This window comes from Luteimonas aestuarii (genome assembly GCF_004357985.1).
GTDB classification, from domain to species: Bacteria; Pseudomonadota; Gammaproteobacteria; order Xanthomonadales; family Xanthomonadaceae; genus Luteimonas; species Luteimonas aestuarii.
The window spans coordinates 411,235-434,247 of the sequence record NZ_SMTF01000002.1 but is presented as its reverse complement, the minus strand read 5'-3'; the positions used below and the strand labels follow the sequence as shown (position 1 = coordinate 434,247).

Sequence of the window (23,013 nt, the reverse complement as noted above, 5' to 3'; positions counted from 1 at the left end):
CTTAGCGGCGGGCCTGGGCCCGCCCTACAATGGGCGCATGGACGAGTCCCGCTTCCGCGACGCCAGCGTCGCCGACATCCCGGCCCTGGTCGCCCTGGTCACGTCCGCCTATCGCGGCGAAGCCAGTCGCGCGGGTTGGACCACGGAAGCCGATCTCCTCGACGGAAACCGCATCGACCCCGACGTGCTGCGCCATGACATCGAGCGGCCACGCAGCCGCATCGTGCTGGCCGAACGCGACCACGCGCTGCTGGCCTGCGCGCATATCGCCGCGGAAGACGGGGCCGGCTACTTCGGCATGTTTTCGGTCCAGCCCGGCCTGCAGGGCACAGGGCTCGGCAAGCGGCTGCTGGCCGAATGCGAACGCATCGTGCGCGAGGAGTGGCGACTTCCGGCGATGCGCATGACCGTGATCGACCTCCGCGACACGCTGATCGCGTTCTACGAGCGTCGCGGCTATCGGCGCACCGGCCTGTTCAAGCCATTTCCCTATGGCGACGAGCGCTACGGCATCCCGCTGCGCGACGACCTGCGCTTCGAGGTACTGGAGAAGCGACTGGAAGGAGACATCCCATGATCGACACCTGGACCTACATCTGTGCCAGCGCAGAGTTGCTGCCGGGCGAAATGAAGACGGCGTTCGACGAGGTCACCGGGGCCGGCATCGTGGTCTTCAACCTCGATGGCGACCTGCATGCCCTCGAGGACATGTGCAGCCACGAGGAATTCGAGCTGTCCGCGGGCGGCTTCGACGCGGCAAGCGGGACGGTGGAATGCGTACTGCACGGCGCGAAGTTCGATGTGCGCGACGGGCGTGCCCTGTGCGCGCCGGCCTATACGCCGGTGGCGAAGTTCGCGGTCAAGCGGGAGGGCGACGGCGTCTGGGCACGGGACGATCGGGACTGAACGCTGCGCGGCCATCCGCACACCGCCGATCAGCCGAACGAGGGATTCGCCGCATCGTCCAGCGCAGATGGCTGGATCCGCACCAGCAGCAATTCACCGCCGCCCTCGATGACATGGCGCGTGCGCCCGGCTTCGGCCTGCAGCAATGCGGTATCGCCCTGCTCAAGCGCAGCGCTGAATCGTTCGCCATCGATCCGGGCCTGCCCCCCCACCAGGTGCACGGCCCAGCAGTCCCCCGCGTCGACGAAGACCACCATTGCGCCCACCAGCGGGCGATGCCACAGCGTGGCTTGCACCGCCTCGCGTCGCCACATCAGGTTGAAATCCTCGGTGCGACCGTCGACAAGTCGCCCCGCCACCCCACGCTCCCCGGCGAACCGGGCGCGGTCGTGTGGCGGCAGCAAGGTCACGGCGTCGCCATCGTCGAACTGCAACGACAGCCCGTTCCCGCTCAGCAGCACCAGCTCGCGATCGATACCGGGGAACGAGGAAAACGGCGCGTCGGCTTCGATTTCGGCGATCGACAGCCGAAAATCCCACGCCGTCGCGTCGATGCCCTCCCGGCCATCCATCCGGCAGGCGCAGATCTCGCGCGTCCAGCCCGCGCCGTTCTTCCAGCGCACGCGCCGGTACTCGTTGGCGGGGATAAGCAGGGACTGCGGGCGCGCCATGGTCATCGAGGCAGTGTAGCGCCCGCGTTCGCAAGACAAACAGAAGCCGCCCGACCGCACGTCCTGTGCGATGCGGGCGGCGGAACATCCCTGTAACAGCATCCCTGCTGGGTCCGTGGAGCGTCCTGCTCCTCGACTGACGGTTCGCCTCCTTGCGAGCCCGGCAGCGACCGGATCTAGCGCTGCGGCGCGTTGCGGGCCGAAGCCTGCGCTGCCGCGGGGGTGTTGCTACGCGCCGGCGCGGCGCCGACGACGATGCGGTCATGGTTCTTCTCGACCGTCTTCAGCCCGATGCCCGACACCTGCGCCAGCTGCTCCGCGCTGCGGAACGGGCCGTTGGCCTGGCGGTACTCGACGATGGCCTCCGCCTTCGCCGGCCCCACGTTGACGAGCACCCGTGCCAGCGTTGCGGCATCGGCGGTATTGATGTCGACCTTCTCGGTCGCGACGGCACTGCCCGCGAACAGCAGGGCGAACAGCAGCGTGGCGAACAGCGTCCTGAACTTGTGCATGGCGTTCTCCTTCCTTGGTTGGGATTCCTGGCCCGGCGTCGCTCCTGCGGTGCCGGTGGACCCAGTCTCGGGAATGCCATGGACACAGCGTATCGCCGGAGACGCCATTGCGATGCCGGGGAATCCCCCGGCGCCGTGTAGGAAAAGCCCTACCCTTGCATCCCCCGCGCTAAAATCAGCCTCGTTACCGAAGGGAGCCAACCAATGGACGCCAGCCGCATCGACCGCTACGTGGACGCCAAGTGGGAGGACGAGATCGTCCCGCAGCTCGTCGAGTACATCCGCATCCCGAACAAGTCGCCGATGTTCGATGCCGACTGGGCCGCCCACGGCTACATGGACGATGCGGTCAAGCTGATGGAGGGTTGGGCCCGCGCGCAATCGATCCCGGGCATGCAGGTGGAAGTGGTTCGTCTGGAAGGTCGCACGCCACTGATCCTGATCGACATCCCGGCCGCGCATGGCGGCAGCAACGACGACTGCGTGCTGCTCTACGGCCACCTCGACAAGCAGCCGGAGATGACCGGCTGGGACGACGACCTGGGCCCGTGGAAACCGGTGCTGCGCGACGGCAAGCTCTACGGCCGCGGCGGTGCGGACGACGGCTACGCGATCTACGGTTCGCTGGCCGCGATCCTCGCGCTGCAGGACCAGCAGGTGCCGCATGCGCGCTGCGTGGTGCTGATCGAGGCCTGCGAGGAGTCCGGCAGCTACGACCTGCCCGCGTATGTCGACCACCTCGCCGACCGCATCGGCAAGCCGTCGCTGGTGGTATGCCTGGATTCGGGCTGCGGCAACTACGACCAGCTCTGGTGCACCACCTCGCTGCGCGGCCTGACTGGCGGCAACCTCGACGTGCAGGTGCTGGAAGAAGGCGTGCACTCGGGCGACGCCTCGGGCGTGGTGCCTTCGAGTTTCCGCCTGCTGCGGCAACTGCTGTCGCGGATCGAGGACGAGGCCACCGGACGCATCCTGGTCGATGGCCTGCATGCCCGGATCCCGGCCGAGCGCAGCACGCAGGCACGCCGCGCCGCGGAGGTGCTGGGCACGGCGGTCTACGACAAGTTCCCGCTGGTGCCGGGCCTGTCGCCGATGCATGACGACCTGACCGAATTGGTGCTCAACCGCACCTGGCGCCCGGCGCTCTCGGTCACGGGCGTCGGCGGCGTGCCGACGCTGGATTCGGCCGGCAACGTGCTGCGCCCGCGCACCGCGGTCAAGCTGTCATTGCGCTTGCCCCCGACCGTGGACGGCAAGCGCGCCGGCGAACTGCTGCAGGCCGAACTGCTGCGCGACCCGCCGAACGGTGCCAAGGTGACGCTGGCGCTGGAGAAGGCCGCCACCGGCTGGAACGCACCGGCGATGTCGCCATGGCTGGAACAGGCGATCGATGCGGCCAGCCACGAGTTCTTCGGCAAGCCGGCGATGTACATGGGCGAAGGCGGCTCGATCCCGTTCATGGGCATGCTGGGCGAGAAGTTCCCCGGCGCGCAGTTCATGATCACCGGCGTACTCGGCCCGCACTCGAATGCGCACGGACCGAACGAGTTCCTGCACATCGCCATGGGCAAGAAGGTGACGGCCTCGGTGGCGCGGGTGATCGCCGAACACCACCATGCCAGCCAGCGCGGCGAAACCACCGGTTCGGCGGTCGCCGCCGACAGCGGCCAGCGCCACGGCGACCACGGCTGCTGTTGATGCCTTGGCTGGGGCTGGCGCGCACGCGCCGGTCCTGCCAAGCTGCGCGCGTTCAACCAACCCGAGGGGGCAGCATGGAATTGTTCGGCAGCAGCAACTGGCTCTACATCATCCTGATCGGCCTGGTCGTCGGCGTGCTTGCGCGCCTGCTCAAGCCGGGCAAGGACAGCATGGGCATCATCCTCACCATTCTGCTGGGCATTGGAGGCGCACTCCTTGCCGGGTTCGTCGGGCAGGCCACGGGCTGGTATGCGGAAGGCCAGGCGGCAGGCTTCATCGCGTCCACGCTGGGCGCCATCGTGATCCTGCTCATCGTCGGCATGCTCCGCAAGAAGCGGTGACCCTGCGTGCATGATCCGAGGGCCGGGCAGTGATGCCCGGCCCTTTTTCGTAGCGCTACTGCTGATGCGGGAGGAGCGTGGAAGGGTGCCGGGTCCCCGGGCCCGCCGGACTGACGGTTTGTCGAGCCCCCGGACCTACGTTGCGCAATGGCACTGTCCGAAGATCCGGAGGAGAGCGTGTCGCGACACCAGCCGTGGTTCGACAGGACGCGGATGTCCCCCCGATGCATTCTGTCGAAACCGGTTGGCCCTGGTCGGAGGGTATTCCGCTGGCTGCTTTTCGAGCGGCTTCGCCGTTCGCTTCACGGCGGATCACAAACGACCAGCGTCCTGCCGGCGCATCCGCATCCACGCCCTCAATCGAGCAAGCGTTCCACCACGCGACGCGCCAGCCCTGCCGGGGAATCGGCCAATGTGTCCAGCACCAGGTCCGCATGCTCCGGCGGCTCATAGGGTGAATCGATGCCGGTGAAGTTCGGCAGGTCACCCCGTCGTGCCTTCGCGTAAAGACCCTTGACGTCACGGCGCTCGGCTTCGGCCAGCGGCGTATCCACGAACACCTCGACGAAGTCGCCGTCCGCGAACAGCGCGCGGGCCGCCGCGCGTTCGGCGCGGAACGGCGAGATGAAACTCACCAGCACGACGAGGCCGGCATCGGTCATCAGCTTCGCCACCTCGGCGACGCGACGCAGGTTTTCAACGCGGTCCGCATCGGTGAAGCCGAGGTCGCGGTTGAGGCCATGGCGCACGTTGTCGCCATCGAGCAGGTAGGTGTGGCAGCCGCGCGCCAGCAGTTCACGCTCGACCAGGTTGGCGATGGTGGACTTGCCCGCACCCGACAACCCGGTGAACCACACGCAGCGGGGACGCTGCCCCTTGATCGCGGCGCGCGCGGCGCGATCCACGTCCAGCGCCTGCCAGTGGAGGTTGTCGGCACGGCGCAGGCCATGGCGGATCATGCCGGCACCGACGGTGGCGCGGGTCAGCGGATCGACCAGCAGGAAACCGCCAAGCGCTGGGCTGTCGGCGTAGGGCGCATAAGCGACCGGTGCATCCAGCGACAGCGCGACCTGGCCGATGTCGTTGGTGTCCAGCTGTTTCGCCGCCAGCGGCTGCAGGCTTTCAGGATCATGCCGATGCCGGAGTTCGCCGACGCGCGCACCGACGCTGCGGGTCGCCAGCTTGACCTGGTAGCGCCGCCCGGGCAGCAGCGGCGCCTCGTCGAACCACAGCACGTCGGCGACGAACTGGTCGCTGGCCGGCAGCGGCGCATCCGCCGCCGACAGGATGTCGCCACGTGCGGCATCGACGTCATCGCCCAGGCGCAGGGCAACGGCATCGCCCGCCCCGGCTTGCGGTGCTTCGGCGCCGGCGACCAGCAAGGCGGCGACCGTGGTCACCGCGCCACCGGGCTCGACGCGGACGGTATCGCCGGCATGCACGCGCCCCGTGGCCAATGTGCCCGCCAGCCAACGCCCACCTTCCGTATCGCGCAGCACGCTTTGCACCGGCATGCGGAAGCGCTCGTCCGGCGCTGCCGTGGACAGCGGGATCGAGGACAGGTGGTCCAACACATCCGGCCCGTCGTACCAGGGCATCGTGCTGGCGCGCGCCACCACGTTGTCGCCCTGCGCAGCCGATACCGGGATGCAGGCCACGTCATCCAGCCCCAGCCTGGCCGCGTGCGCGCGATAGTCCGAAGCGATGCGTTCGAAGACGGCCCGGTCGTGGCCGACGCGATCCATCTTGTTCACCGCAAGCAGCACGTGGCGCACGCCGAACAGCGACAGGATGGCGGTGTGTCGGAAAGTCTGCGGCAACAGGCCTCGGGTGGCGTCCACCAGCAGGATCGCCGCATCCGCGACCGATGCGCCGGTCGCCATGTTGCGGGTGTACTGCACGTGGCCGGGGCAATCGGCGATGAGGTAGCGGCGCTGCGGCGTGTCGAGATGCCGCCACGCGACGTCGATGGTGATGCCCTGCTCACGCTCGGCGTCCAGGCCATCGAGCAGCAGCGCGTAGTCGATGTCATCCCCACGCGTGCCATGGGTCGCGCTGGCGCGCGCCAGCGCCGCCCGCTCGTCGTCCGGGATGCGCCCGGCCTCGTGCAACAGGCGGCCGATCAGGGTGCTCTTGCCGTCGTCGACGCTGCCGCAGGCGATCAGGCGCAGGAAGCCGTTGCTCGCACCACTCGCCATCAGAAGTACCCCTCGCGCTTCTTCTTCTCCATCGAATCGCCATCGGCGTGGTCGATCAGGCGGCCGGCGCGTTCGGAGAGCGCGCTGGCCTCCATCTCCGCGATGACGGCATCCAGATCCACGGCGTCGGATTCGACTGCGCCGGTCAGCGGATAGCAGCCCAGTGTCCGGAAGCGTACGCGGCGGTGCTCGATGCGCTCGCCCGGCAATACTTCGAACCGATCGTCATCGGCCATGATCCAGGTGCCATTGCGCCACACCACCGGGCGCTGGGCGGCAAAATACAGCGGCACGACGTCGATGCCCTCGCGGCGGATGTACCGCCACACGTCCAGCTCGGTCCAGTTGGACAGCGGGAACACGCGCACGCTTTCGCCCTGGCCGACACGGCCGTTGTAGAGGTTCCACAGCTCCGGGCGCTGCCGCCGCGGATCCCAGCGGTGGCTGGCATCGCGGAACGAGAACACGCGCTCCTTGGCGCGGGACTTTTCCTCGTCGCGCCGCGCCCCCCCGATCGCGGCGTCGTAGCCGCCGGATTCAAGCGCCTGCTTCAGGGCAAGCGTCTTCATCACCTCGGTGTGCACGCTGGCGCCATGGCTGAACGGGCCGACGCCGTCGCGTACGCCATCGGGGTTGGTGTGCACGCGCAGCTCGATACCGGTCTCGGCCGCGCGGCGATCGCGGAACGCGATCATCTCGCGGAACTTCCAGGTGGTATCCACGTGCAGGAGCGGCACCGGCGGCAATGCCGGCGAAAACGCCTTGAGCAACAGGTGCAGCAATACCGAGCTGTCCTTGCCGATCGAGTACAGCAGCACCGGGCGCCGGCTCTCGGCCACCGCTTCACGCAGGATGTGCAGGCTTTCCGCCTCCAGCCGGTCCAGGTCGTCATGTCGGCGGATGGCGGGGGCTTGCGGGTTCATCGTCTACGGCAGGGTCCGGCTGCGGCAGGCGCCGCGACTGCCCGCATTCTAGCCAGCGGGGCAGCCCGGGGAATAAATCACTCCACGGCATGACCGCATAACCGACGCTCCTTTCCATCGCGCGCCCGCGCTGCCTAGTCTGGCCGCGTCATCCCACGGACCGCATTCACGCGATGCCACCGCCTGCCGCACTGCCTGCCTTGCCGATCCCCGAGCACGCCGTCGATGCGCTGGCCCGCCTGACCGGTGAACTCGACACCGCGGGCCTGTGGTGGCTCTCGGGTTATGCAGCGGGCCTCGCGGCAAGGTCCGCGCCCCAACAGCCGGCGCCTGCCGTTGCTCCGCGCCTCGATGCGGCGACGGCAGGCCGGCTGACCATCGTCTACGGCAGCCAGACCGGCAACGCCAGGCGCGCTGCCGAACGGCTGGCCGCGGATGCCGAAGCGGCCGGCTTGCCCGTGCGGATACTGCGTGCCGATGCCTATCCGGTTCGCGAACTGAAGGGAGAACGCCACCTCGTCCTGGTCCTCAGCACCCAGGGCGATGGCGACCCGTCCGACGATGCCCGCGAGTTGCACGATTTCATCCTCGGACCGCGCGCGCCGAAGCTCGAGCAGCTGCACTACGCCGTGCTCGCGCTCGGCGATTCCAGCTATCCCTTGTTCTGCGCGGTGGGCCGCAAGCTCGACGAGCGCCTGGCCGAACTCGGCGCGACACGCCTTACCGCGCGCGGGGATGCCGACCTCGACATCGAGATCGTTGCCACACCCTGGCGCGAACGCGCGCTGGCGGCGGCGAAGGAATCGCTGAAGCCGCTGGCGACGGTGACGCCACTGCGTCCCACCGCCACGCAGGGCACCCGCCACGATCGCGACCAGCCGTTCTCCGCGGCCGTCCTCGCCAACCAGCGCATCACCCTGGCGGCCGGGCGCGGCGCGTCCGGCAAGGACATCCGCCATGTCGAGCTGTCGCTGGAAGGGTCCGGCCTGCATTACGAACCCGGAGACGCGCTGGGTCTGTGGCCGCGCAACGACGACACCCTCGTCGACGACATCCTTACCGCAAGCAGGCTCCAGGGCGATGCACTCGTGGCACATGGCGGCGAGGAGCGCCCGCTGCGCGACTGGCTGTCAGGCAAGCGTGAACTGACCAGGCTGGCGCGCCCGTTCGTTGCCGCGCACGCCGAGCGCAGCGGCGATGCAGAACTGAAAGCGCTGCTCGCGGAGCAGGACGGCACGGCATTCGCCGCCTGGGCGGAAGCCCGCCAGGTCATCGATGTGCTGCAGTCGGCACCGGCGGACTGGGATGCCGCGTCCCTGGTCGCGGCACTGCGCCCCTTGCAGCCACGCCTGTACTCGATCGCATCCAGCCAGCGCGTGGTCGGGGACGAAGCGCACCTCGCCGTCGCCCATGTCGCATTCGAGCGCAATGGCGCCGCGCGCTTCGGCGTGGCCTCGCACCAGTTGGCGAAGGCCGGGCATGACGACACCTTGCCGGTCTACATCGAGCCCAACGAACGCTTCCGGCTGCCGGCCGATGCCTCGCGCGACATCATCATGATCGGGCCCGGCACCGGGGTCGCCCCGTTCCGTGGATTCGTGCAGGAACGCGAGGCCAGCGGCGCCGATGGTCGCCAGTGGCTGTTCTTCGGCAATCCCCGCTTCCGTAGCGACTTCCTGTACCAGCTGGAGTGGCAGCGCGCCCTGAAGTCCGGCGCGCTGGATCGCATCGACCTCGCCTTCTCGCGGGATGGCGCAGCGAAGGTCCATGTGCAGCATCGCATCCGGGAGCGCGCACGCGACTTGCTCGAGTGGATCGAGAACGGCGCCCACGTCTACGTCTGCGGCGCGCTGGCGATGGGCAAGGGCGTGCATGACGCCTTGCTGGACGTGGTGGCCTTGCAATCCGGGGGGCGCGAAGCGGCCGTCGAACGCCTCGATGCGCTGCAGCGCGAAGGCCGCTACGCGCGGGACCTGTACTGATGGCCACGCATTCGGTCGAAGACATCAAGGCGCAGAGCGCCCGCCTGCGCGGCACCTTGCTGCAGAGCCTCGCGGATCCGGTCACCGGCGCGCTGCGCGAGGACGACCAGACGCTGATCAAGTACCACGGCAGCTACCAGCAGGACGACCGCGACGTGCGCGAAACGCGGCGGCTGGCGAAACTCGAGCCGGCGCACAGCTTCATGATCCGCACGCGCACGCCGGGCGGCGTGGTCTCACCCGCGCAATGGCTGCAGTTCGACGCCATCGCCCGCCGCTTCGCCGAACGCGGGCTGCGCATCACCACGCGCCAGGCCTTCCAGTTCCACGGCGTGATCAAGACTGAACTCAAGGCGACGATGCAGGCCATCAACGCCGCGCTGGTGGACACGCTGGCCGCCTGCGGCGACGTCAACCGCAACGTCGCCGTGGCCGCCAATCCGCACGTTTCACGCCTGCATGCCGGCGTGCATGCACAGGCGGCCGCGCTGTCCGAACACCTGCTGCCCAACACCCGCGCCTACTACGAGATCTGGCTGGACGAGGAACGCGTTGCCGGTGGTGGCGAGGAAGTCGAGCCGATCTACGGTGAGCGCTACCTGCCGCGCAAGTTCAAGATCGGTTTCGCCATCCCGCCAGGCAACGACGTCGATGTCTTCGCACAGGACCTGGGCTTCATCGCCATCGCAGACGCGGGCGGCAAGTTGGCCGGCTACAACGTCGCCATCGGTGGCGGCATGGGCGCGAGCCATGGCGACCCGGAGACCTATCCGCGGCTGGCGAACGTCATCGGCTTCGTCGCGCCCGGACAGGTGATCGCCGTGTCCGAGGCCGTGGTCACCGCGCAACGCGACTTCGGCAACCGCGCCGTGCGCAAGCGCGCCCGGCTGAAGTACACCATCGACGACCGCGGGCTGGAGTGGTTCGTCGCCGAAGTCGAACGTCGCGCGGGCTTCCCGCTGTCGCCGGCGCGTCCGTTCGCATTCGACCACAACGGCGACCGCTTCGGCTGGGTGGATGGCGACGACGGCCGCGCGCACCTGACGCTGCGCATTCCCGCCGGGCGGATCGTCGATGGCGCACTGGATGGCCGTGGCGGGGCCGTGCGGCATCTCTCCGGCCTGCGCGCGATTGCCGCGCTGCTGGATGCGGAGGGCGACGGCGCCGAGTTCCGGATGACGCCGAACCAGAACCTGGTGGTCGCGCGCGTACCGTCCGCGCTGCGCGCACGCGTGGATGCGCTGGCGGCCGAGCACGGCCTCGACGGCTGGCGCGCGGCGTCGCCGTTGCGACGCAATGCACTGGCTTGTGTCGCGCTGCCGACCTGCGGCCTGGCAATGGCCGAGGCAGAACGCTATCTGCCCGAGTTCACAGGCAAGGTCGAAGCGCTGCTTGCACGCCACGGCATTGCCGATGCACCGATCCACCTGCGTCTCAGCGGTTGTCCCAACGGCTGCTCGCGGCCCTACCTGGGCGAGATCGCACTGGTCGGCAAGGCGCCCGGCCGCTACAACCTGATGCTGGGTGCCGACCATCGTGGCCAGCGGCTCAACACGCTGTATCGCGAGAACATCGACGAAGCCACCATCCTCGGCGCACTCGACCCCTTGTTCGCGCGCTATGCCGCGTCGCGCGACGGCAACGAAGGTTTCGGAGATTTCCTGCTGCGCGATGGCATCGTCGACATCCCCGATCGCGATCGCAGGCGCGGCATTCCCACCGACACGCTGCTCATCGAGGCATCCGCATGACGCCGCCCGACCCCATCACCGCCGCCGAATCCGCGCCCGCGCTGGCCGAACTCAACCGTTGGCTGGCACGGCGCAGCGCCGGGGAACGCATCGAATGGGCGCTGGCCAATACCGCCGGCAACCACGCGCTGTCGTCGAGTTTCGGCGCGCAGGCCGCCGTCTCGTTGCACCTGGTCACGCAGCGCAAGCCCGACATCCCGGTGATCCTGGTCGATACCGGCTACCTGTTCCCGGAGACATACCGCTTCGCCGATGAATTGCAGGCACGCCTGGGCCTGGACCTGCGCGTCTACCGGCCCAATGTCAGCCGCGCCTGGATGGAAGCGCGACATGGCCGGCTGTGGGAGCAGGGGCTCGTCGGCATCGAGCGCTACAACAACCTGCGCAAGGTCGAACCGATGCGGCGCGCATTGAAGGAACTGGACGTGCGCACCTGGATCGCCGGGCTGCGCCGCGACCAGTCGGGCACGCGTGCCGGCATCGATTTCCTCGAGTTGCGCGACGGCCGCTGGAAGCTGCACCCGATCGCGGACTGGACCGATCGCGACGTGTGGGACTACCTGCAGCGCCACGACCTGCCCTACCACCCGCTGTGGGACCAGGGTTACGTGTCGATCGGCGACGTGCACACCACGTCGCCGCTCACCGAAGGCATGCGCGCGGAAGACACCCGCTTCTTCGGGCTCAAGCGCGAATGCGGCCTGCATGTCGACGACGAGACCGGCGTGGCGGCATGAGCCGCGGGACGGTCACACCGTGATCGGCTGGCTCAGTTCGCGCCAGGTGGGCGGTGTCGGCCAGTCGGCCTCGAGGTTGCCCTCGAGGATGCGGCGCAGGTCGCGCCGGTCGATCTGCGGGGCGATGCCCTGCAGCAGCGCCAGCGCGTAGTCGCGCAGCACGCGGCCGCGCGGCACCACCGCCCAGGTGATGCATTCCGGGATCTGCGCGGGTGCCTCGAGGATGCGGAGGCCGTCGTCCTCGCGCACCCCCAACGCCATTTCGGCCAGCAGGCCCGCACCCATGCCGGCGCGGACATAGGTCTTGATCAGGTTGGCATCGCGCGCGGTCATCGCCACCAGTGGTTCCACGCCCTCGGCGGCGAAGGCACGCCGAAGCGATGAATCCGCGCGCATCGACGACTCGTAGCTGATCAGCGGATGCCGGGCCAGCTCTGCCAGCGAAGGCGCGCGTCCCGCAGCCGCCAGCGGATGCGATGCCAACACCAGCAGCACGCGACGCCAGCGGTACAGCGGTACGGCCAAACCTCCCGAAGGCACGCTGCCTGCGGTGCTGATCAGGGCCAGGTCGGCACCGTCCTGCGCCAGCGCCTGCAGCACTTCGGCATCGCCTGCCGCCTGCAGGTCCACGTTGACCTGCGGGAAATCGCGCTTGACTGCGGCGATCACGGACGGCAGCACATAGCGCGCCTGCGTGTGGGTGGTCGCCAGCAGCAGGCGGCCCGCGTGTTCGCCGCGCTCGTTGGCGGCATAGCGGCGGATGTTGGCGGCTTCCTCGAGGATCCGGCGCGCGTGCTCGATCACGCGCTCGCCCGCCGGCGCCACGCCTTCCAGGCTGCGGCCCTTGCGCACGAACAGCTGGAAGCCCAGCTCGTCCTCCAGTTGCTTGAGCTGCTTCGACAACCCCGGCTGGGTCGCGTGCACACGCTCCGCCGCGAGCGTGATGTTCAGCCCGGAATCGGCGATGGCGACGAGGTAGCGCAGCTGGGTGAGGGTCATGGCGGTGCCGGGAACGCGACGGTTGCAGGTGCAACCGCGCGTCGCTCCATGCGGATGAAGGGATGTCACCGGATGCTAGTCGTCCACCCGGCGGGTGTCCACGCACCGATCCGCCTACTGTGTTCCGCGCTTATGCCGAATCGGCATGTCCGCAGGAAGCGTCGCCATTTCCGTGCCACGAGGGGCGAACGCTACTGTCGTGGCCACTTCTTTTTTGGCCGTGACGATGTCCGTCGACGCAGCACCCGCGCATCGCCTGTTTCCGCTGTTCGCCGACCTGCGCGACCGCACCGTACTCGTGGTCGGTGGTGGCGTGGTGGCGACGCGCAAGGTGGAAGCGCTGTTGGGCACGGGGGCGCGGATCGTGGTCGGCGCGCCCGTGCTCGACGCCACCTTGGCCGGTTGGGCGGCACAGGGTCGCATCGAACACCGTGCCGGCGCGTTCACGCCGGACTGGCTGGACGACGCCTGGCTGGCGATCGCCGCTACCGACGATGCCGACGTCAATCGCGCCGTGGCCGAAGCGGGCGAAAGGCGACGCGTCTGGGTCAACGTGGTCGACGACATGGCGCTGGCGCGCGTACACCTGCCGGCGCGGATCGAACGCGGTCCGGTGCAAGTGGCGATCTCGAGCGGCGGCGGCGCGCCGATGCTGGCGCGCCTGCTGCGCGAACGCATCGAAACCAGCCTCGACGAATCCGTCGGCGCACTGGCCACCTTCCTCACCCGCCACCGCCATCGCATCCGGGCACGCTGGCCCGATGCCGCCGCGCGCCGTCGTGCGTTCGAAACCCTGCTGTCAGGCCCACTCCCATCGCTGCTGCGTCGGCGACGGCACATCGAAGCGGAGCGCCATTTCGATGCGGTGCTCGCGCCCGATTCACCCCACGCCGCGGCGGGCAGCGTTGCGCTCGTGGGCGCAGGCCCGGGCGATCCCGGCCTGCTGACATTGCGTGCACTGCGCGTGCTCAACGAGGCGGACGTGGTCCTGCACGACCGCCTGGTCAGCGACGACGTGCTGCAGCTCGCGCGCCGCGACGCCGAGCGCATCGAAGTCGGCAAGCAGGCCAACGGACGCAGCACTGCGCAGGACAAGATCAATGCGCTGCTGGTCGAACATGCGCGCGCAGGCAAGCGCGTGGTGCGGCTCAAGGGTGGCGACCCGTTCGTGTTCGGCCGTGGCGGCGAGGAACTCGAAGTCTTGCGCGCGGCGGGCATCGGTTACGAAGTGGTGCCCGGCATCACCGCCGCCACCGCCTGCGCCGCCTACGCCGGCATCCCGCTGACGCATCGCGACCATGCGCAATCGCTGCGGCTGGTCACGGCACACGCGAAGGATTCGCTGGACACGCTGGACTGGCCGGCGTTGGCGCAGGGACGACAGACGTTGGCGGTGTACATGGGCGTGGCGATGCTCGACACCCTGCGCGAACGGCTGCTGGCGCATGGCCGCGCGCCCACAACGCCGTTCGCACTGGTCGAAAACGGAACGCGCGCGACGCAACGCGTGGTCATCGGCACGCTCGCCGACCTGCCAGACACCGCGCGCCTGCACGCCGTGTGCTCGCCCGCGCTGCTCATCCTCGGCGAAGTGGCCGGACTGGCACGCTCGCTGCACTGGTTCGGCGCGAGGCCATTGAACTGTCACAACGCAACGCTTTCACAAGCAGCATGAACACGCCCTCCCTTTCGCGTCGCGAGGGGGAGGGTTGGGGCGGGGTGCTTTCGGCCAGCTCGGCGCTGCGCCCCTCGACCCCCTCCCAACCTCCCCCTACTCGCTGCGCGAGCAAGGGGAGGAGCGCAACGCCAATACGGAGGCATCCATGGCCCTTTACGACAACATCCTCGACACCATCGGCAACACGCCCGTGGTCAAGCTGCACCGGCTGCCGCCAAAGCACGTCACGCTGTACGCCAAGGCGGAGTTCTTCAATCCCGGTGGCTCGGTCAAGGACCGCTTGGCGATCGCCATCGTGCTTGATGCCGAGGCCAAGGGGTTGCTGAAGCCCGGCGACACCATCGTCGAAGCCACCAGCGGCAACACCGGCGTGGCGCTGGCACAGGTGGCCGCCGCACGCGGCTACAAGTTCGTCGCGGTGATGACCGAAACCTTCTCGGTCGAGCGCCGCAAGCTGATGCGCGCCTACGGCGCCAAGGTGATCCTGACGCCCGCCGCCGAACGCGGCACCGGCATGGTGCGCAAGGCGAAGGAACTGTCCGAGGAGCACGGCTGGTTCCTGGCGCAGCAGTTCGACAATCCCGCCAATCCCGCCTACCACCGGCAGACCACCGCCGCCGAGATCCTGCGCGACTTCGCCGGCAGGCGGCTGGACTACTTCGTCAGCGGCTGGGGTACCGGTGGCACCCTCACCGGCGTCGGCCAGGTGCTGAAGGTGGCGCGCCCCGAGGTGCGCATCGTCACCGCCGAGCCCGCGGTCGCCTCGCTGCTGCAGGGCAAGGACTGGTCGCCGCACAAGATCCAGGGCTGGACCCCGGACTTCGTGCCCGGCGTGCTGGACCGCAGCGTGTTCGAGGCCGTGCACCCGATCGACGACGAGACCGCGCGTACCACCGCACGCCGGCTGGCGGCCGAGGAAGGCCTGTTCGTCGGCCTGTCGGCCGGCGCGACGGTCGCCGTCGCATTGCAGGTCGCCGAACAGGCGCCCGAAGGCAGCGTGATCCTGACCACCCTGCCCGATACCGGCGAGCGCTACCTGTCGACGTTCCTGTTCGAGGGCGTGAACGAAGGTTCGGACGACGAGTGGCTGGCCTCGCTGGACGCGCAGCGCGACGCGGCCTGACCTGCACGCAGGAGACGCCCATGGGCCAGCCACCCGTCAACACGGTCGTCGCCCTCCTGCCGAACGAGGCAGATGCACCGCCGCCGGCGCCGTCCCCGCCACCCAGCGAGGCAGAACGTGCCGTCCTCGAAGCGCTGCGCGGCATCGCCTACGGCCAGGTCGAGGTGGTGGTGCATTCCTCACGGATCGTGCAGATCACCCGCAGCCAGAAAGTCCGGCTGGACAACGCGCCATGACGCGTCCGGCCACCTCTCCCACCCGCGGTGCCGACCGGACGACCGGAGGCGCTTCCCCGCACTTCGAGGAAACGCCATGCGGCTGCTCCCCCCGTCATCCCGAAGACCGCTCCAAGCGCAGGCGCGGCGTTCCGCGCTCGCGCTCGCGCTGACCCTCGCGACGCTGTCCGGCACGGCCGCCGCGCAGGCCATCGATTCCCTCACACAGGAAGCGCTGGCCGAGCGCCTGCGCATCGTCGAACAGCGCCTCGGGATCGCCCCCGGCGAAGCGGCGACGCCGGGCCTCGTCGAACTAGACCGCCGCCTGCGCGCGGTCGAACTCGGCCTGGACGAACGGGACCGGCAAGCCCCTGCCGCGGGATCCGCGGCACCACCCGAGCCGAAGGCAGCGCCCGTGATCACGCTGGCCGCCGACAAGGGCGCGTCGATCCGCAGCGCTGATGGCGGCATCCAGCTGAAACTCGGTGCTCTGGTACAGGCCGACCACCGAAACTTCATCGACGACGGCGAACGCTCCCAGAACGACAGCTTCCTCTGGCGTCGCATCCGGCCGACGCTGGAAGGCAACTGGGGCGAGCTGGTCGCGTTTCGCCTCACCCCGGAGTTCGCCGGCGACAGCGCCAGCATCGTCGACGCCTATATCGACCTCAGATTCCATCCCGCCGCAACCGTCCGCGTAGGCAAGGTCAAAGGACCGGTCGGACTGGAGCGACTGCAGAGCGGCGGCGCGATCGCGCTGGTCGAGCGCGGCTTCCCGACCGAGCTGGCCCCCAACCGCGACCTCGGCGTGCAGCTGCAGGGGGCACTGGCCGGGTCGAAGCTCGGCTACGTGCTCGGCATCTACAACGGCGCACCGGACGGGCGCGACAGTCCGACCGGCAATCCGGATAACGACTTCGAATTCGCCGGCAGGGTGTTCGTCGAGCCATGGAAGGGTGGCGACGGCGTGCTGTCGGGGCTCGGCTTCGGCATCGCCGGCAGTGCCGGCGACAAGCATGGTGCCGGCAACAGCTTCCTGCCGCGCTACCGCACGCCAGGACAGGTGGTCTTCTTCAACCACCGCGCCGCCGTGGCCGCCGAAGGCCGACACATCCGCTGGTCGCCGCAGGCGTACTGGTATGCCGGGCCGTTCGGCCTGCTCGGCGAATACATCCGTTCGAAACAGGACGTGGTAGACGGCTCCAGCGGGACACGGGCGTCGCTGGACCACCGCGCCTGGCAGCTCGTCGGCAGCTGGGTGCTGACCGGCGAGGCGGCCAGCTACCGCGGCGTCACGCCTAACCAGTCTTTTACCATCGGTGGTGCAGGCTGGGGCGCGTTCGAAGTGGTCGCGCGCTACGGGCGGCTCGACGTCGACGATGACGCCTTCCCGGTGTTCGCCGACCCCACCGCATCGGCATCCGCGGCGAGCGCATGGAGCCTCGGCATGAACTGGTACCTGAGCCGCAACCTCAAGCTGGTCGCCAACTACACGCGCGCCGCCTTCGACGGCGGTGCGCCGGCGGACGACCGCGAGGACGAGAAGACCTTCTTCACCCGCGCGCAGTTCTCGTTCTGAACCCCACCCCCACGGGATACCGACATGAAAAAGACCCTCACCGCGCTGCTGCTGGCGTTCGCGTTGCCGGCATCCGCGTTCGCGAAAGACATCGAGTTGCTCAACGTCTCCTACGATCCGACGCGCGAGTTCTACGCCGAGTTCAACGCCGCATTCGCCGCGAAGTGGAGGGCCGAGACCGGCGACACGGTCAGGATCCGCGCCTCCCACGGCGGCTCCGGCAAGCAGGCGCGCTCGGTGATCGACGGGCTGGAAGCGGACGTCGTCACCGTGGCGCTGTCGGGTGACATCGACGCCATCGCCGAAAACAGCACGCTGCTGCCGGCAGACTGGCAGTCGCGCCTGCCCAACAACAGCTCGCCCTATACCTCGACGATCGTGTTCCTGGTCCGTCGCGGAAACCCGAAGGGCATCCGCGACTGGGGCGACCTCGCAAGACCCGGAGTCGGCGTGATCACCCCGAACCCCAAGACCTCCGGCGGCGCGCGCTGGAACTACCTCGCCGCATGGGCATGGGCATCGCGCGAGTACCGCAGCGGCGCGCGCGTGCTCGACTACCTGAAGCAGGTGTTCGCCAACGTCCCGGTACTCGATACCGGCGCGCGCGGCTCCACCACCACCTTCGTCGAGCGCGGCATCGGCGACGTGCTGCTGGCGTGGGAGAACGAGGCCCTGCTGACCCTGTCCGACCGCTCGATCCGCGACCGCTTCGAGATCGTCTATCCCAGCATCAGCATCAAGGCCGAGCCGCCCGTGGCCTGGGTAGACGCCAACGTCACCCGGCGCGGCACCGAAGCGGTGGCGCGCGCCTACCTGCAGCATCTGTATTCGCCCGAAGGCCAGCGGCTGGCGGCGAAGCACCATTACCGGCCGTCGCGGCCCGAAAGCGTGTCTGCAGCCGAACTCGCGCGATTCAAGCCGCTCGTCATGGTCACCATCGACGACGCGTTCGGCGGCTGGAAGCGGGCGCAACAGCTGCATTTCTCCGATGGCGGGTTCTTCGACCGCATCTACCAGCCGCGCTGACGGTACGGATCGGGAATGTCGGCGATCGCATTGCCCTCGCGCCTTTCTCGCTGGCGGCGCCCGCTGCCAGGCTTCGGCCTGAGCCTGGGACTGGGCTTCGCCTGGCTCGGGATCGTGGTGTTGCTGCCGCTGGCCGCACTTACGCTGAACGCGGCCGGCCTGGGCGGTGCGGCGTGGCTTCGTGCGCTGCACGATCCGCGGATGCAGGCGGCGCTGAAAGTCAGCTTCGGCGCCGCCTCGATCGCAGCCCTGCTGGCCCTGCTCGCCGGCGCGCTGCTGGCGTGGGTGCTGGTGCGCTACCGCTTTCCCGGGCGACGCCTGCTCGACGCGCTGGTCGACCTGCCGTTCGCGCTGCCGACCGCGGTGGCCGGCATCGCGCTGACCGCGATCTATGCGCCCAACGGCTGGATCGGCCGCTGGCTGGAACCACTGGGGCTGCCGGTGGCCTACCACTTCTCCGGCATCGTGGTCGCGCTGACGTTCATCGGCCTGCCGTTCACGGTGCGCACGATGCAGCCGATCCTGGAAACGCTGGGCCACGAGCAGGAGGAGGCGGCAGCGTCGCTGGGCGCATCGCGCTGGACCACATTGCGGCGGGTGATCCTGCCGGAAGTGCTGCCGGCGATGCTGACCGGGTTTTCCCTCGCCTTCGCCCGCGGTCTCGGCGAATACGGGTCGGTGATCTTCATCGCCGGCAACAAGCCCTACCTCACCGAGATCGCGCCGCTGCTGATCACCATCCGCCTGGAGGAATACGACTACGGCGGTGCCATCGCGCTGGCGGCACTGCTGCTCGCCGCCTCGTTCGTCTGCTTGCTGGCGATCAACCTGATCCCGCTGTTGTTCCACCACGAACGCGAGGCCCGGCATGTCGCATGAGTCCCCATCGCACCTGCAGGAACCGCCGTGGGTACGGCGCGCTCTGATCGGTCTGGCGATCCTGGTGATGCTCGCGCTGGTGGTGCTGCCACTGGCGATGGTGCTCGCCGCCGCGTTCGGCAGCGGTTTCGCCAACTGGTGGGCGGCGCTGTCCGAACCCGACGCGCTCGCCGCGCTGGAGCTGACGTTGTTCACCGCCGCCATCGTCATTCCGGTGAACGCAGTATTCGGCCTGTTCACTGCGTGGGCGGTCACCCGCTTCGAATTCCGCGGCAAGCGCGGCCTGCTGGCGCTGATCGACCTGCCGTTCGCCGTTTCGCCCGTGGTCGCGGGACTTTGCCTGGTACTGCTGTTCGGCCGGCAGGGCTGGTTCGCCGACCTCCTGCGCGCCTACGACATCAAGATCCTGTTCGCCCGGCCCGGCATCGTGCTGGCCACGCTGTTCATCACCTTCCCGTTCGTGGTGCGCGAACTCATCCCGCTGATGCAGCAGCAGGGCAGCGAGGAAGAGGTGGTCGCGCGCTCGTTGGGCGCCAATGCCTGGACCATGTTCTTCCGGGTCACTCTGCCCAACATCAAGTGGGGACTGCTGTACGGCGTGCTGCTGTGCGGCGCGCGCGCGATGGGCGAGTTCGGTGCAGTGTCGGTAGTGTCCGGGCATATCCGCGGCCTGACCAACACCTTGCCGCTGCACATCGAGATCCTCTACAACGAGTTCAACACGACGGCCGCGTTCGCAGTGGCGTCGCTGCTGGCCGGGCTGGCGCTGGTGACCCTGGTGCTGAAGTTCTGGCTGGAGGCCCGCCATGCCGACGGGCTGGCGCATTCGCACCGCCGCCACTGAAGACCGGGACCACACTGATGACGGACACACTTGTCGCTCCCCTCGTGATGACGCCCGCAACCGCGTTTGGCGTGCTCGCACTCCCAGGAAGCATCGATGCCGAGGGCGCTGCCACCGCCACCGCCGGCAAGGCCGGCGTCGCACTGCGCATCGAGAAGGTGTGCAAGCGCTATCCGGGTGTCGCCGCGCTGGACGGGGTGGACCTGGACATCGCTCCCGGGGAACTGGTGGCGCTGCTGGGGCCTTCGGGCTCGGGCAAGACCACGCTGCTGCGCGCAATCGCGGGCCTGCTGCCCATCGACGAGGGCCGGGTGCGCTTCGGTGAGATCGACGCGACCGCACTCAGCCTGCGCGAGCGCAACGTCGGCTTCGTGTTCCAGCAGTACGCCCTGTTCCGGCACATGACCGTGGCCGAGAACATCGCATTCGGGCTGCGCAGCCGTCCGCGGAACCGCCGTCCTGGACGCGCGGCCATCCAGCGCCGCGTCGAGGAGTTGCTCGCACTGATCCAGTTGCCGGAACTCGGCGGGCGCTATCCGGAACAGCTGTCCGGCGGCCAGAAACAGCGTGTCGCACTGGCGCGAGCGCTGGCGATCGACCCAACGGTGCTGTTGCTGGACGAACCCTTCGGCGCGCTGGACGCCAAGGTGCGGGTGGACCTGCGGCGCTGGCTGCGCCACCTGCACGACCGCACCGGCCAGACCACGGTGTTCGTGACCCACGACCAGGAAGAAGCGCTGGAACTCGCCGACCGCGTGGTGGTGCTGCGCCAGGGGCGTATCGAACAGGTCGGCACTCCGGACGAGGTGTATGGCCAGCCGGCCAGTGACTACGTGTTCGATTTCGTCGGTCGTGCCAATGCGCTGGAGGGCCGCGTGTCCGACGGGCGATTCCTCGCCGCAGGCCAGTCCACGACCTTGGACGTCGATGACGCTGCGGACGGCCCGGCGACGCTGTACGTGCGCCCTCATGACGTGGTGCTGGCCGCGGCCGGCCAGGGACTGGACGCGGAGGTCGCCGCGGTGCGCAGGCTTGCGGAACGGATCACGCTCGAACTGCGCTTGCGCTTGCAACCGCGTGTGTTCGAGATCGACGTCGTTGCGACGCCGGCCGTGTCCGTGCCCTCTCCGGGCGACCGGGTCGCGATCCAACCGCTTCGCTACCGGCTTTACCCACGTTCCGATGATCCTGGCCGCTGTTGACGGGCTGAACGAGTCCATCCCCGGGCTTGCCCGGACGTCGCCAGTCCTGCACATGCCGGAGCTGTTCACGCGGACCAGGCATGCGCGTACCCGGTCCGCGTACGCCTCCACGGCGCGCTGAACCCATGACCCTGTCCGTGTCCGGAGGGTCCCTGGCGTCGCGCATCAGCCGGACCGGTCCGCATCAGCGCGCCATGGCCATGCGGGAAGTCGCGGCCTGTCGGCACATGGGTCGCCCTCCAGGAGCCGTTGCGCCAGCGCACCGGCCGCGGTCCGCAGCTCCTGCACCGCGGTGATCTCCCACAGGTGCCCCCGCAGCAAGGGGCCCAGGCAGTACAGGCCCGGAATGGTGAACCCGCTGGCATCCAGCACGCCAAGGCCATCGTCCACCATGATGCCGAGGCCGTGCGCGTCCGCCCGGACCAGGCCTGCATCCAGCATGTGCGTCACCAGGGGGTGGGTGGTCCGCGTGATGTCGGTATCCAGTCCAGTCGCCCGGACCAGCCGGTCGAAGCGTTCGACGCTGGTCTGCTTCCGGAAACGGTGACGGATGACGACGTCCACCCCGTCCTCGCGCAGGCCGGCACGCAACAGGCGTCCGGCGCGCACCTGCAACTGCCCCGACACCGCCAGCAAGTCGAGTTCCGCCGCAACCCGGGGCGCGAGGCGATGCCGACACGCCTCCCAGTAGGTGCGAAGGTGGCGCAGGAAGCGGGCGCGCTGCACGGCCGGCAATCCTTGCCAGAACGCCTGCGTATGCGGCCGCAGAGCATCCACCACGCTGCGCCAGTCCGGGACGGCGCATGCGAGCGAACGGACGGCTGCAAGCAACCTCCGGACATCGCGCGTCCTGAGCGCATGCAGCACGCTCGGCGGCAGCCGGATCGGCGCGGGCGCCTCGGGCAGGTGGCGCAGCGGCAGCAACCCATGCCGCGACAGCGCGACGATCTCGCCACGATGGCCACGTTTGTGCAGGCTGGTCACGACATCGGCCATCGTCAGGCCGGTCCCGATGATCAGCACGCGCTCGTCCGGCTGGATCCGGTCGAGCGCTTCCTCGTGCCAGGGCCAGCCGATATAACGCGCATGACGCGCCAACCTGGGCCCGACACCGGCGAGGCGCTGCGGCGGAAGCGCACCGAGGGCGAGAACCACGCAATCGCTGGCGAAATCGCTTCCGTCCGCCAGGAACACGCGGAATCCCTGGGGCTCCCGCTCGATCGCGATCACTTCGTGCTCGAAAAACGAGAGATTCGAGGACTGTTCGCGGGTAGTGAGGATCCTGTCGTGCAGGTACTCCCCGTACGCGATGCGCGGCAGGAAGGCATCGCGGGCGCGCGTGCTGAGGTTCAGCCATTCGGCGAAATCGTCCGGGTTGTCAGGATCGATTCCCAGGTGCCGCGCACGCACTTTGAGCAGGTGTTCCGGCCGTGCCTCGCCATATGCGACGCCTCGTCCGAACGTCGCCGGCACGCCGGCCACGCAGACTTCGACAGCATCGTCGCGCGTATCGGCCAACTGCAACGCCAACGCGCAACCGCTGAAGCCTGCACCGATGATGGTGATCCGCATGCCCTTCGCCTCGTGTGGAATCGCCGGTTTTCTAGCAAGCCGGCCTGGAGCGGATGTAAGCGAACGGTTATCGCGGCGTGATCTAGCGCGCGGCTGCGCAGGTCCAACGTACGACATCGAGCGCAAGGTACTGATCCGACGAGCATGCGGCGGAGCATCGTCGTGATATGCCGGTTG

Annotated in this window: 21 protein-coding genes; 15 read left to right on the top strand and 6 right to left on the bottom strand. The window is 68.9% G+C overall.

Annotated features, from left to right (window positions below; all coding sequences use genetic code 11):
- Positions 1-37 precede the first annotated feature (37 nt).
- The gene (locus E2F46_RS04515) at positions 38-577 is read left to right on the top strand and encodes a GNAT family N-acetyltransferase (protein ID WP_133320877.1); all 540 of its coding nucleotides are present in this window, start codon (positions 38-40) and stop codon (positions 575-577) included.
- The gene (locus E2F46_RS04510) at positions 574-906 is read left to right on the top strand and encodes a non-heme iron oxygenase ferredoxin subunit (RefSeq protein WP_133320876.1); all 333 of its coding nucleotides are present in this window, start codon (positions 574-576) and stop codon (positions 904-906) included. Before E2F46_RS04515 ends, E2F46_RS04510 begins: the two co-directional genes overlap by 4 nt.
- A 29-nt stretch (positions 907-935) precedes the next feature.
- Here the strand turns inward: E2F46_RS04510 and E2F46_RS04505 are convergent, their stop codons facing one another.
- Entirely contained in the window at positions 936-1,583 is a 648-nt protein-coding gene (locus E2F46_RS04505; protein ID WP_133320875.1) for a HutD/Ves family protein, read from the bottom strand.
- Positions 1,584-1,753: 170 nt separating this feature from the next.
- Positions 1,754-2,089, bottom strand: coding sequence for a ComEA family DNA-binding protein (locus tag E2F46_RS04500; RefSeq protein WP_133320874.1), 336 nt, complete (start codon positions 2,087-2,089; stop codon positions 1,754-1,756).
- Positions 2,090-2,293: 204 nt separating this feature from the next.
- On the opposite strand from E2F46_RS04500, the gene E2F46_RS04495 reads away from it, so the two are divergent.
- Both E2F46_RS04495 and E2F46_RS04490 read left to right on the top strand, forming a co-directional pair.
- Entirely contained in the window at positions 2,294-3,787 is a 1,494-nt protein-coding gene (locus E2F46_RS04495; protein ID WP_133320873.1) for a M20 family metallopeptidase, read from the top strand.
- A gap of 74 nt (positions 3,788-3,861) precedes the next feature.
- On the top strand, positions 3,862-4,128 hold the full coding sequence (locus E2F46_RS04490) for a GlsB/YeaQ/YmgE family stress response membrane protein (protein ID WP_133320872.1): 267 nt from the start codon (positions 3,862-3,864) through the stop codon (positions 4,126-4,128).
- A gap of 356 nt (positions 4,129-4,484) precedes the next feature.
- On the opposite strand, the gene cysC is transcribed toward E2F46_RS04490, so the two are convergent.
- Both cysC and cysD read right to left on the bottom strand, forming a co-directional pair.
- Positions 4,485-6,326 carry an adenylyl-sulfate kinase gene (gene cysC / locus E2F46_RS04485; RefSeq protein WP_133320871.1) on the bottom strand — a complete coding sequence of 614 codons (1,842 nt, stop codon included), beginning with the start codon at positions 6,324-6,326 and terminating at the stop codon, positions 4,485-4,487.
- Positions 6,326-7,249, bottom strand: coding sequence for a sulfate adenylyltransferase subunit CysD (gene cysD, locus E2F46_RS04480; RefSeq protein WP_133320870.1), 924 nt, complete (start codon positions 7,247-7,249; stop codon positions 6,326-6,328). The genes cysC and cysD overlap by 1 nt, the downstream gene beginning before the upstream one ends.
- 173 nt (positions 7,250-7,422) lie before the next feature.
- On the opposite strand from cysD, the gene E2F46_RS04475 reads away from it, so the two are divergent.
- The 3 genes from E2F46_RS04475 to E2F46_RS04465 are packed head-to-tail and all read left to right on the top strand — an operon-like array spanning position 7,423 to position 11,719.
- Entirely contained in the window at positions 7,423-9,231 is a 1,809-nt protein-coding gene (locus tag E2F46_RS04475) for an assimilatory sulfite reductase (NADPH) flavoprotein subunit (protein WP_133320869.1), read from the top strand.
- Positions 9,231-10,982 (top strand): assimilatory sulfite reductase (NADPH) hemoprotein subunit, encoded by a 1,752-nt coding sequence (gene cysI, locus E2F46_RS04470; protein ID WP_133320868.1) that lies wholly within the window; start codon positions 9,231-9,233, stop codon positions 10,980-10,982. Before E2F46_RS04475 ends, cysI begins: the two co-directional genes overlap by 1 nt.
- Entirely contained in the window at positions 10,979-11,719 is a 741-nt protein-coding gene (locus E2F46_RS04465) for a phosphoadenylyl-sulfate reductase (protein ID WP_133320867.1), read from the top strand. The genes cysI and E2F46_RS04465 overlap by 4 nt, the downstream gene beginning before the upstream one ends.
- 12 nt (positions 11,720-11,731) lie before the next feature.
- Here the strand turns inward: E2F46_RS04465 and E2F46_RS04460 are convergent, their stop codons facing one another.
- Positions 11,732-12,718 carry a LysR family transcriptional regulator gene (locus E2F46_RS04460; protein ID WP_133320866.1) on the bottom strand — a complete coding sequence of 329 codons (987 nt, stop codon included), beginning with the start codon at positions 12,716-12,718 and terminating at the stop codon, positions 11,732-11,734.
- 226 nt (positions 12,719-12,944) lie between these two features.
- Between E2F46_RS04460 and cysG the strand changes: the two genes are divergently transcribed.
- The 8 genes from cysG to E2F46_RS04420 all read left to right on the top strand — a co-directional run bounded on the left by cysG (position 12,945) and on the right by E2F46_RS04420 (position 21,264).
- A complete protein-coding gene (gene cysG / locus E2F46_RS04455; RefSeq protein WP_133320865.1) occupies positions 12,945-14,393 on the top strand; it encodes a siroheme synthase CysG in 1,449 nt (482 codons plus the stop codon).
- Positions 14,394-14,541: 148 nt separating this feature from the next.
- Positions 14,542-15,519 carry a cysteine synthase A gene (gene cysK / locus E2F46_RS04450; protein ID WP_133320864.1) on the top strand — a complete coding sequence of 326 codons (978 nt, stop codon included), beginning with the start codon at positions 14,542-14,544 and terminating at the stop codon, positions 15,517-15,519.
- Between the two features lie 20 nt (positions 15,520-15,539).
- A complete protein-coding gene (locus E2F46_RS04445; protein WP_133320863.1) occupies positions 15,540-15,755 on the top strand; it encodes a YezD family protein in 216 nt (71 codons plus the stop codon).
- A gap of 76 nt (positions 15,756-15,831) precedes the next feature.
- Complete coding sequence (locus E2F46_RS04440) at positions 15,832-17,313, top strand: OprO/OprP family phosphate-selective porin (RefSeq protein ID WP_133320862.1); 1,482 nt, start codon at positions 15,832-15,834, stop codon at positions 17,311-17,313.
- 24 nt (positions 17,314-17,337) lie between these two features.
- Positions 17,338-18,339 carry a sulfate ABC transporter substrate-binding protein gene (locus tag E2F46_RS04435; RefSeq protein ID WP_133320861.1) on the top strand — a complete coding sequence of 334 codons (1,002 nt, stop codon included), beginning with the start codon at positions 17,338-17,340 and terminating at the stop codon, positions 18,337-18,339.
- 15 nt (positions 18,340-18,354) lie between these two features.
- Positions 18,355-19,218: a sulfate ABC transporter permease subunit CysT gene (gene cysT, locus E2F46_RS04430; RefSeq protein WP_133320860.1), complete on the top strand. Its 864-nt coding sequence runs from the start codon at positions 18,355-18,357 to the stop codon at positions 19,216-19,218.
- On the top strand, positions 19,208-20,062 hold the full coding sequence (gene cysW, locus E2F46_RS04425; RefSeq protein ID WP_133320859.1) for a sulfate ABC transporter permease subunit CysW: 855 nt from the start codon (positions 19,208-19,210) through the stop codon (positions 20,060-20,062). Before cysT ends, cysW begins: the two co-directional genes overlap by 11 nt.
- Positions 20,063-20,079: 17 nt before the next feature.
- Positions 20,080-21,264 (top strand): sulfate/molybdate ABC transporter ATP-binding protein, encoded by a 1,185-nt coding sequence (locus E2F46_RS04420; RefSeq protein ID WP_243720296.1) that lies wholly within the window; start codon positions 20,080-20,082, stop codon positions 21,262-21,264.
- A 165-nt stretch (positions 21,265-21,429) separates the two neighbouring features.
- Here the strand turns inward: E2F46_RS04420 and E2F46_RS04415 are convergent, their stop codons facing one another.
- Positions 21,430-22,836, bottom strand: a complete 1,407-nt coding sequence (locus tag E2F46_RS04415; protein ID WP_133320858.1) for an FAD/NAD(P)-binding protein — start codon at positions 22,834-22,836, stop codon at positions 21,430-21,432.
- Positions 22,837-23,013 lie beyond the last annotated feature (177 nt).

Coding starts and splice junctions, on each gene's coding strand:
- cysI (WP_133320868.1), top strand. CDS start 9,231: ATGGCCACGCATTCGGTCGAAGACATCAAGGCGCAGAGCGCCCGCCTG.
- E2F46_RS04510 (WP_133320876.1), top strand. CDS start 574: ATGATCGACACCTGGACCTACATCTGTGCCAGCGCAGAGTTGCTGCCG.
- cysW (WP_133320859.1), top strand. CDS start 19,208: ATGTCGCATGAGTCCCCATCGCACCTGCAGGAACCGCCGTGGGTACGG.
- E2F46_RS04505 (WP_133320875.1), bottom strand. CDS start 1,583: ATGACCATGGCGCGCCCGCAGTCCCTGCTTATCCCCGCCAACGAGTAC.
- E2F46_RS04445 (WP_133320863.1), top strand. CDS start 15,540: ATGGGCCAGCCACCCGTCAACACGGTCGTCGCCCTCCTGCCGAACGAG.
- cysC (WP_133320871.1), bottom strand. CDS start 6,326: ATGGCGAGTGGTGCGAGCAACGGCTTCCTGCGCCTGATCGCCTGCGGC.
- E2F46_RS04490 (WP_133320872.1), top strand. CDS start 3,862: ATGGAATTGTTCGGCAGCAGCAACTGGCTCTACATCATCCTGATCGGC.
- cysK (WP_133320864.1), top strand. CDS start 14,542: ATGGCCCTTTACGACAACATCCTCGACACCATCGGCAACACGCCCGTG.
- cysD (WP_133320870.1), bottom strand. CDS start 7,249: ATGAACCCGCAAGCCCCCGCCATCCGCCGACATGACGACCTGGACCGG.
- E2F46_RS04500 (WP_133320874.1), bottom strand. CDS start 2,089: ATGCACAAGTTCAGGACGCTGTTCGCCACGCTGCTGTTCGCCCTGCTG.
- E2F46_RS04475 (WP_133320869.1), top strand. CDS start 7,423: ATGCCACCGCCTGCCGCACTGCCTGCCTTGCCGATCCCCGAGCACGCC.
- E2F46_RS04465 (WP_133320867.1), top strand. CDS start 10,979: ATGACGCCGCCCGACCCCATCACCGCCGCCGAATCCGCGCCCGCGCTG.
- E2F46_RS04515 (WP_133320877.1), top strand. CDS start 38: ATGGACGAGTCCCGCTTCCGCGACGCCAGCGTCGCCGACATCCCGGCC.
- E2F46_RS04460 (WP_133320866.1), bottom strand. CDS start 12,718: ATGACCCTCACCCAGCTGCGCTACCTCGTCGCCATCGCCGATTCCGGG.
- E2F46_RS04415 (WP_133320858.1), bottom strand. CDS start 22,836: ATGCGGATCACCATCATCGGTGCAGGCTTCAGCGGTTGCGCGTTGGCG.
- E2F46_RS04420 (WP_243720296.1), top strand. CDS start 20,080: ATGACGGACACACTTGTCGCTCCCCTCGTGATGACGCCCGCAACCGCG.
- E2F46_RS04435 (WP_133320861.1), top strand. CDS start 17,338: ATGAAAAAGACCCTCACCGCGCTGCTGCTGGCGTTCGCGTTGCCGGCA.
- E2F46_RS04495 (WP_133320873.1), top strand. CDS start 2,294: ATGGACGCCAGCCGCATCGACCGCTACGTGGACGCCAAGTGGGAGGAC.
- cysT (WP_133320860.1), top strand. CDS start 18,355: ATGTCGGCGATCGCATTGCCCTCGCGCCTTTCTCGCTGGCGGCGCCCG.
- cysG (WP_133320865.1), top strand. CDS start 12,945: ATGTCCGTCGACGCAGCACCCGCGCATCGCCTGTTTCCGCTGTTCGCC.
- E2F46_RS04440 (WP_133320862.1), top strand. CDS start 15,832: ATGCGGCTGCTCCCCCCGTCATCCCGAAGACCGCTCCAAGCGCAGGCG.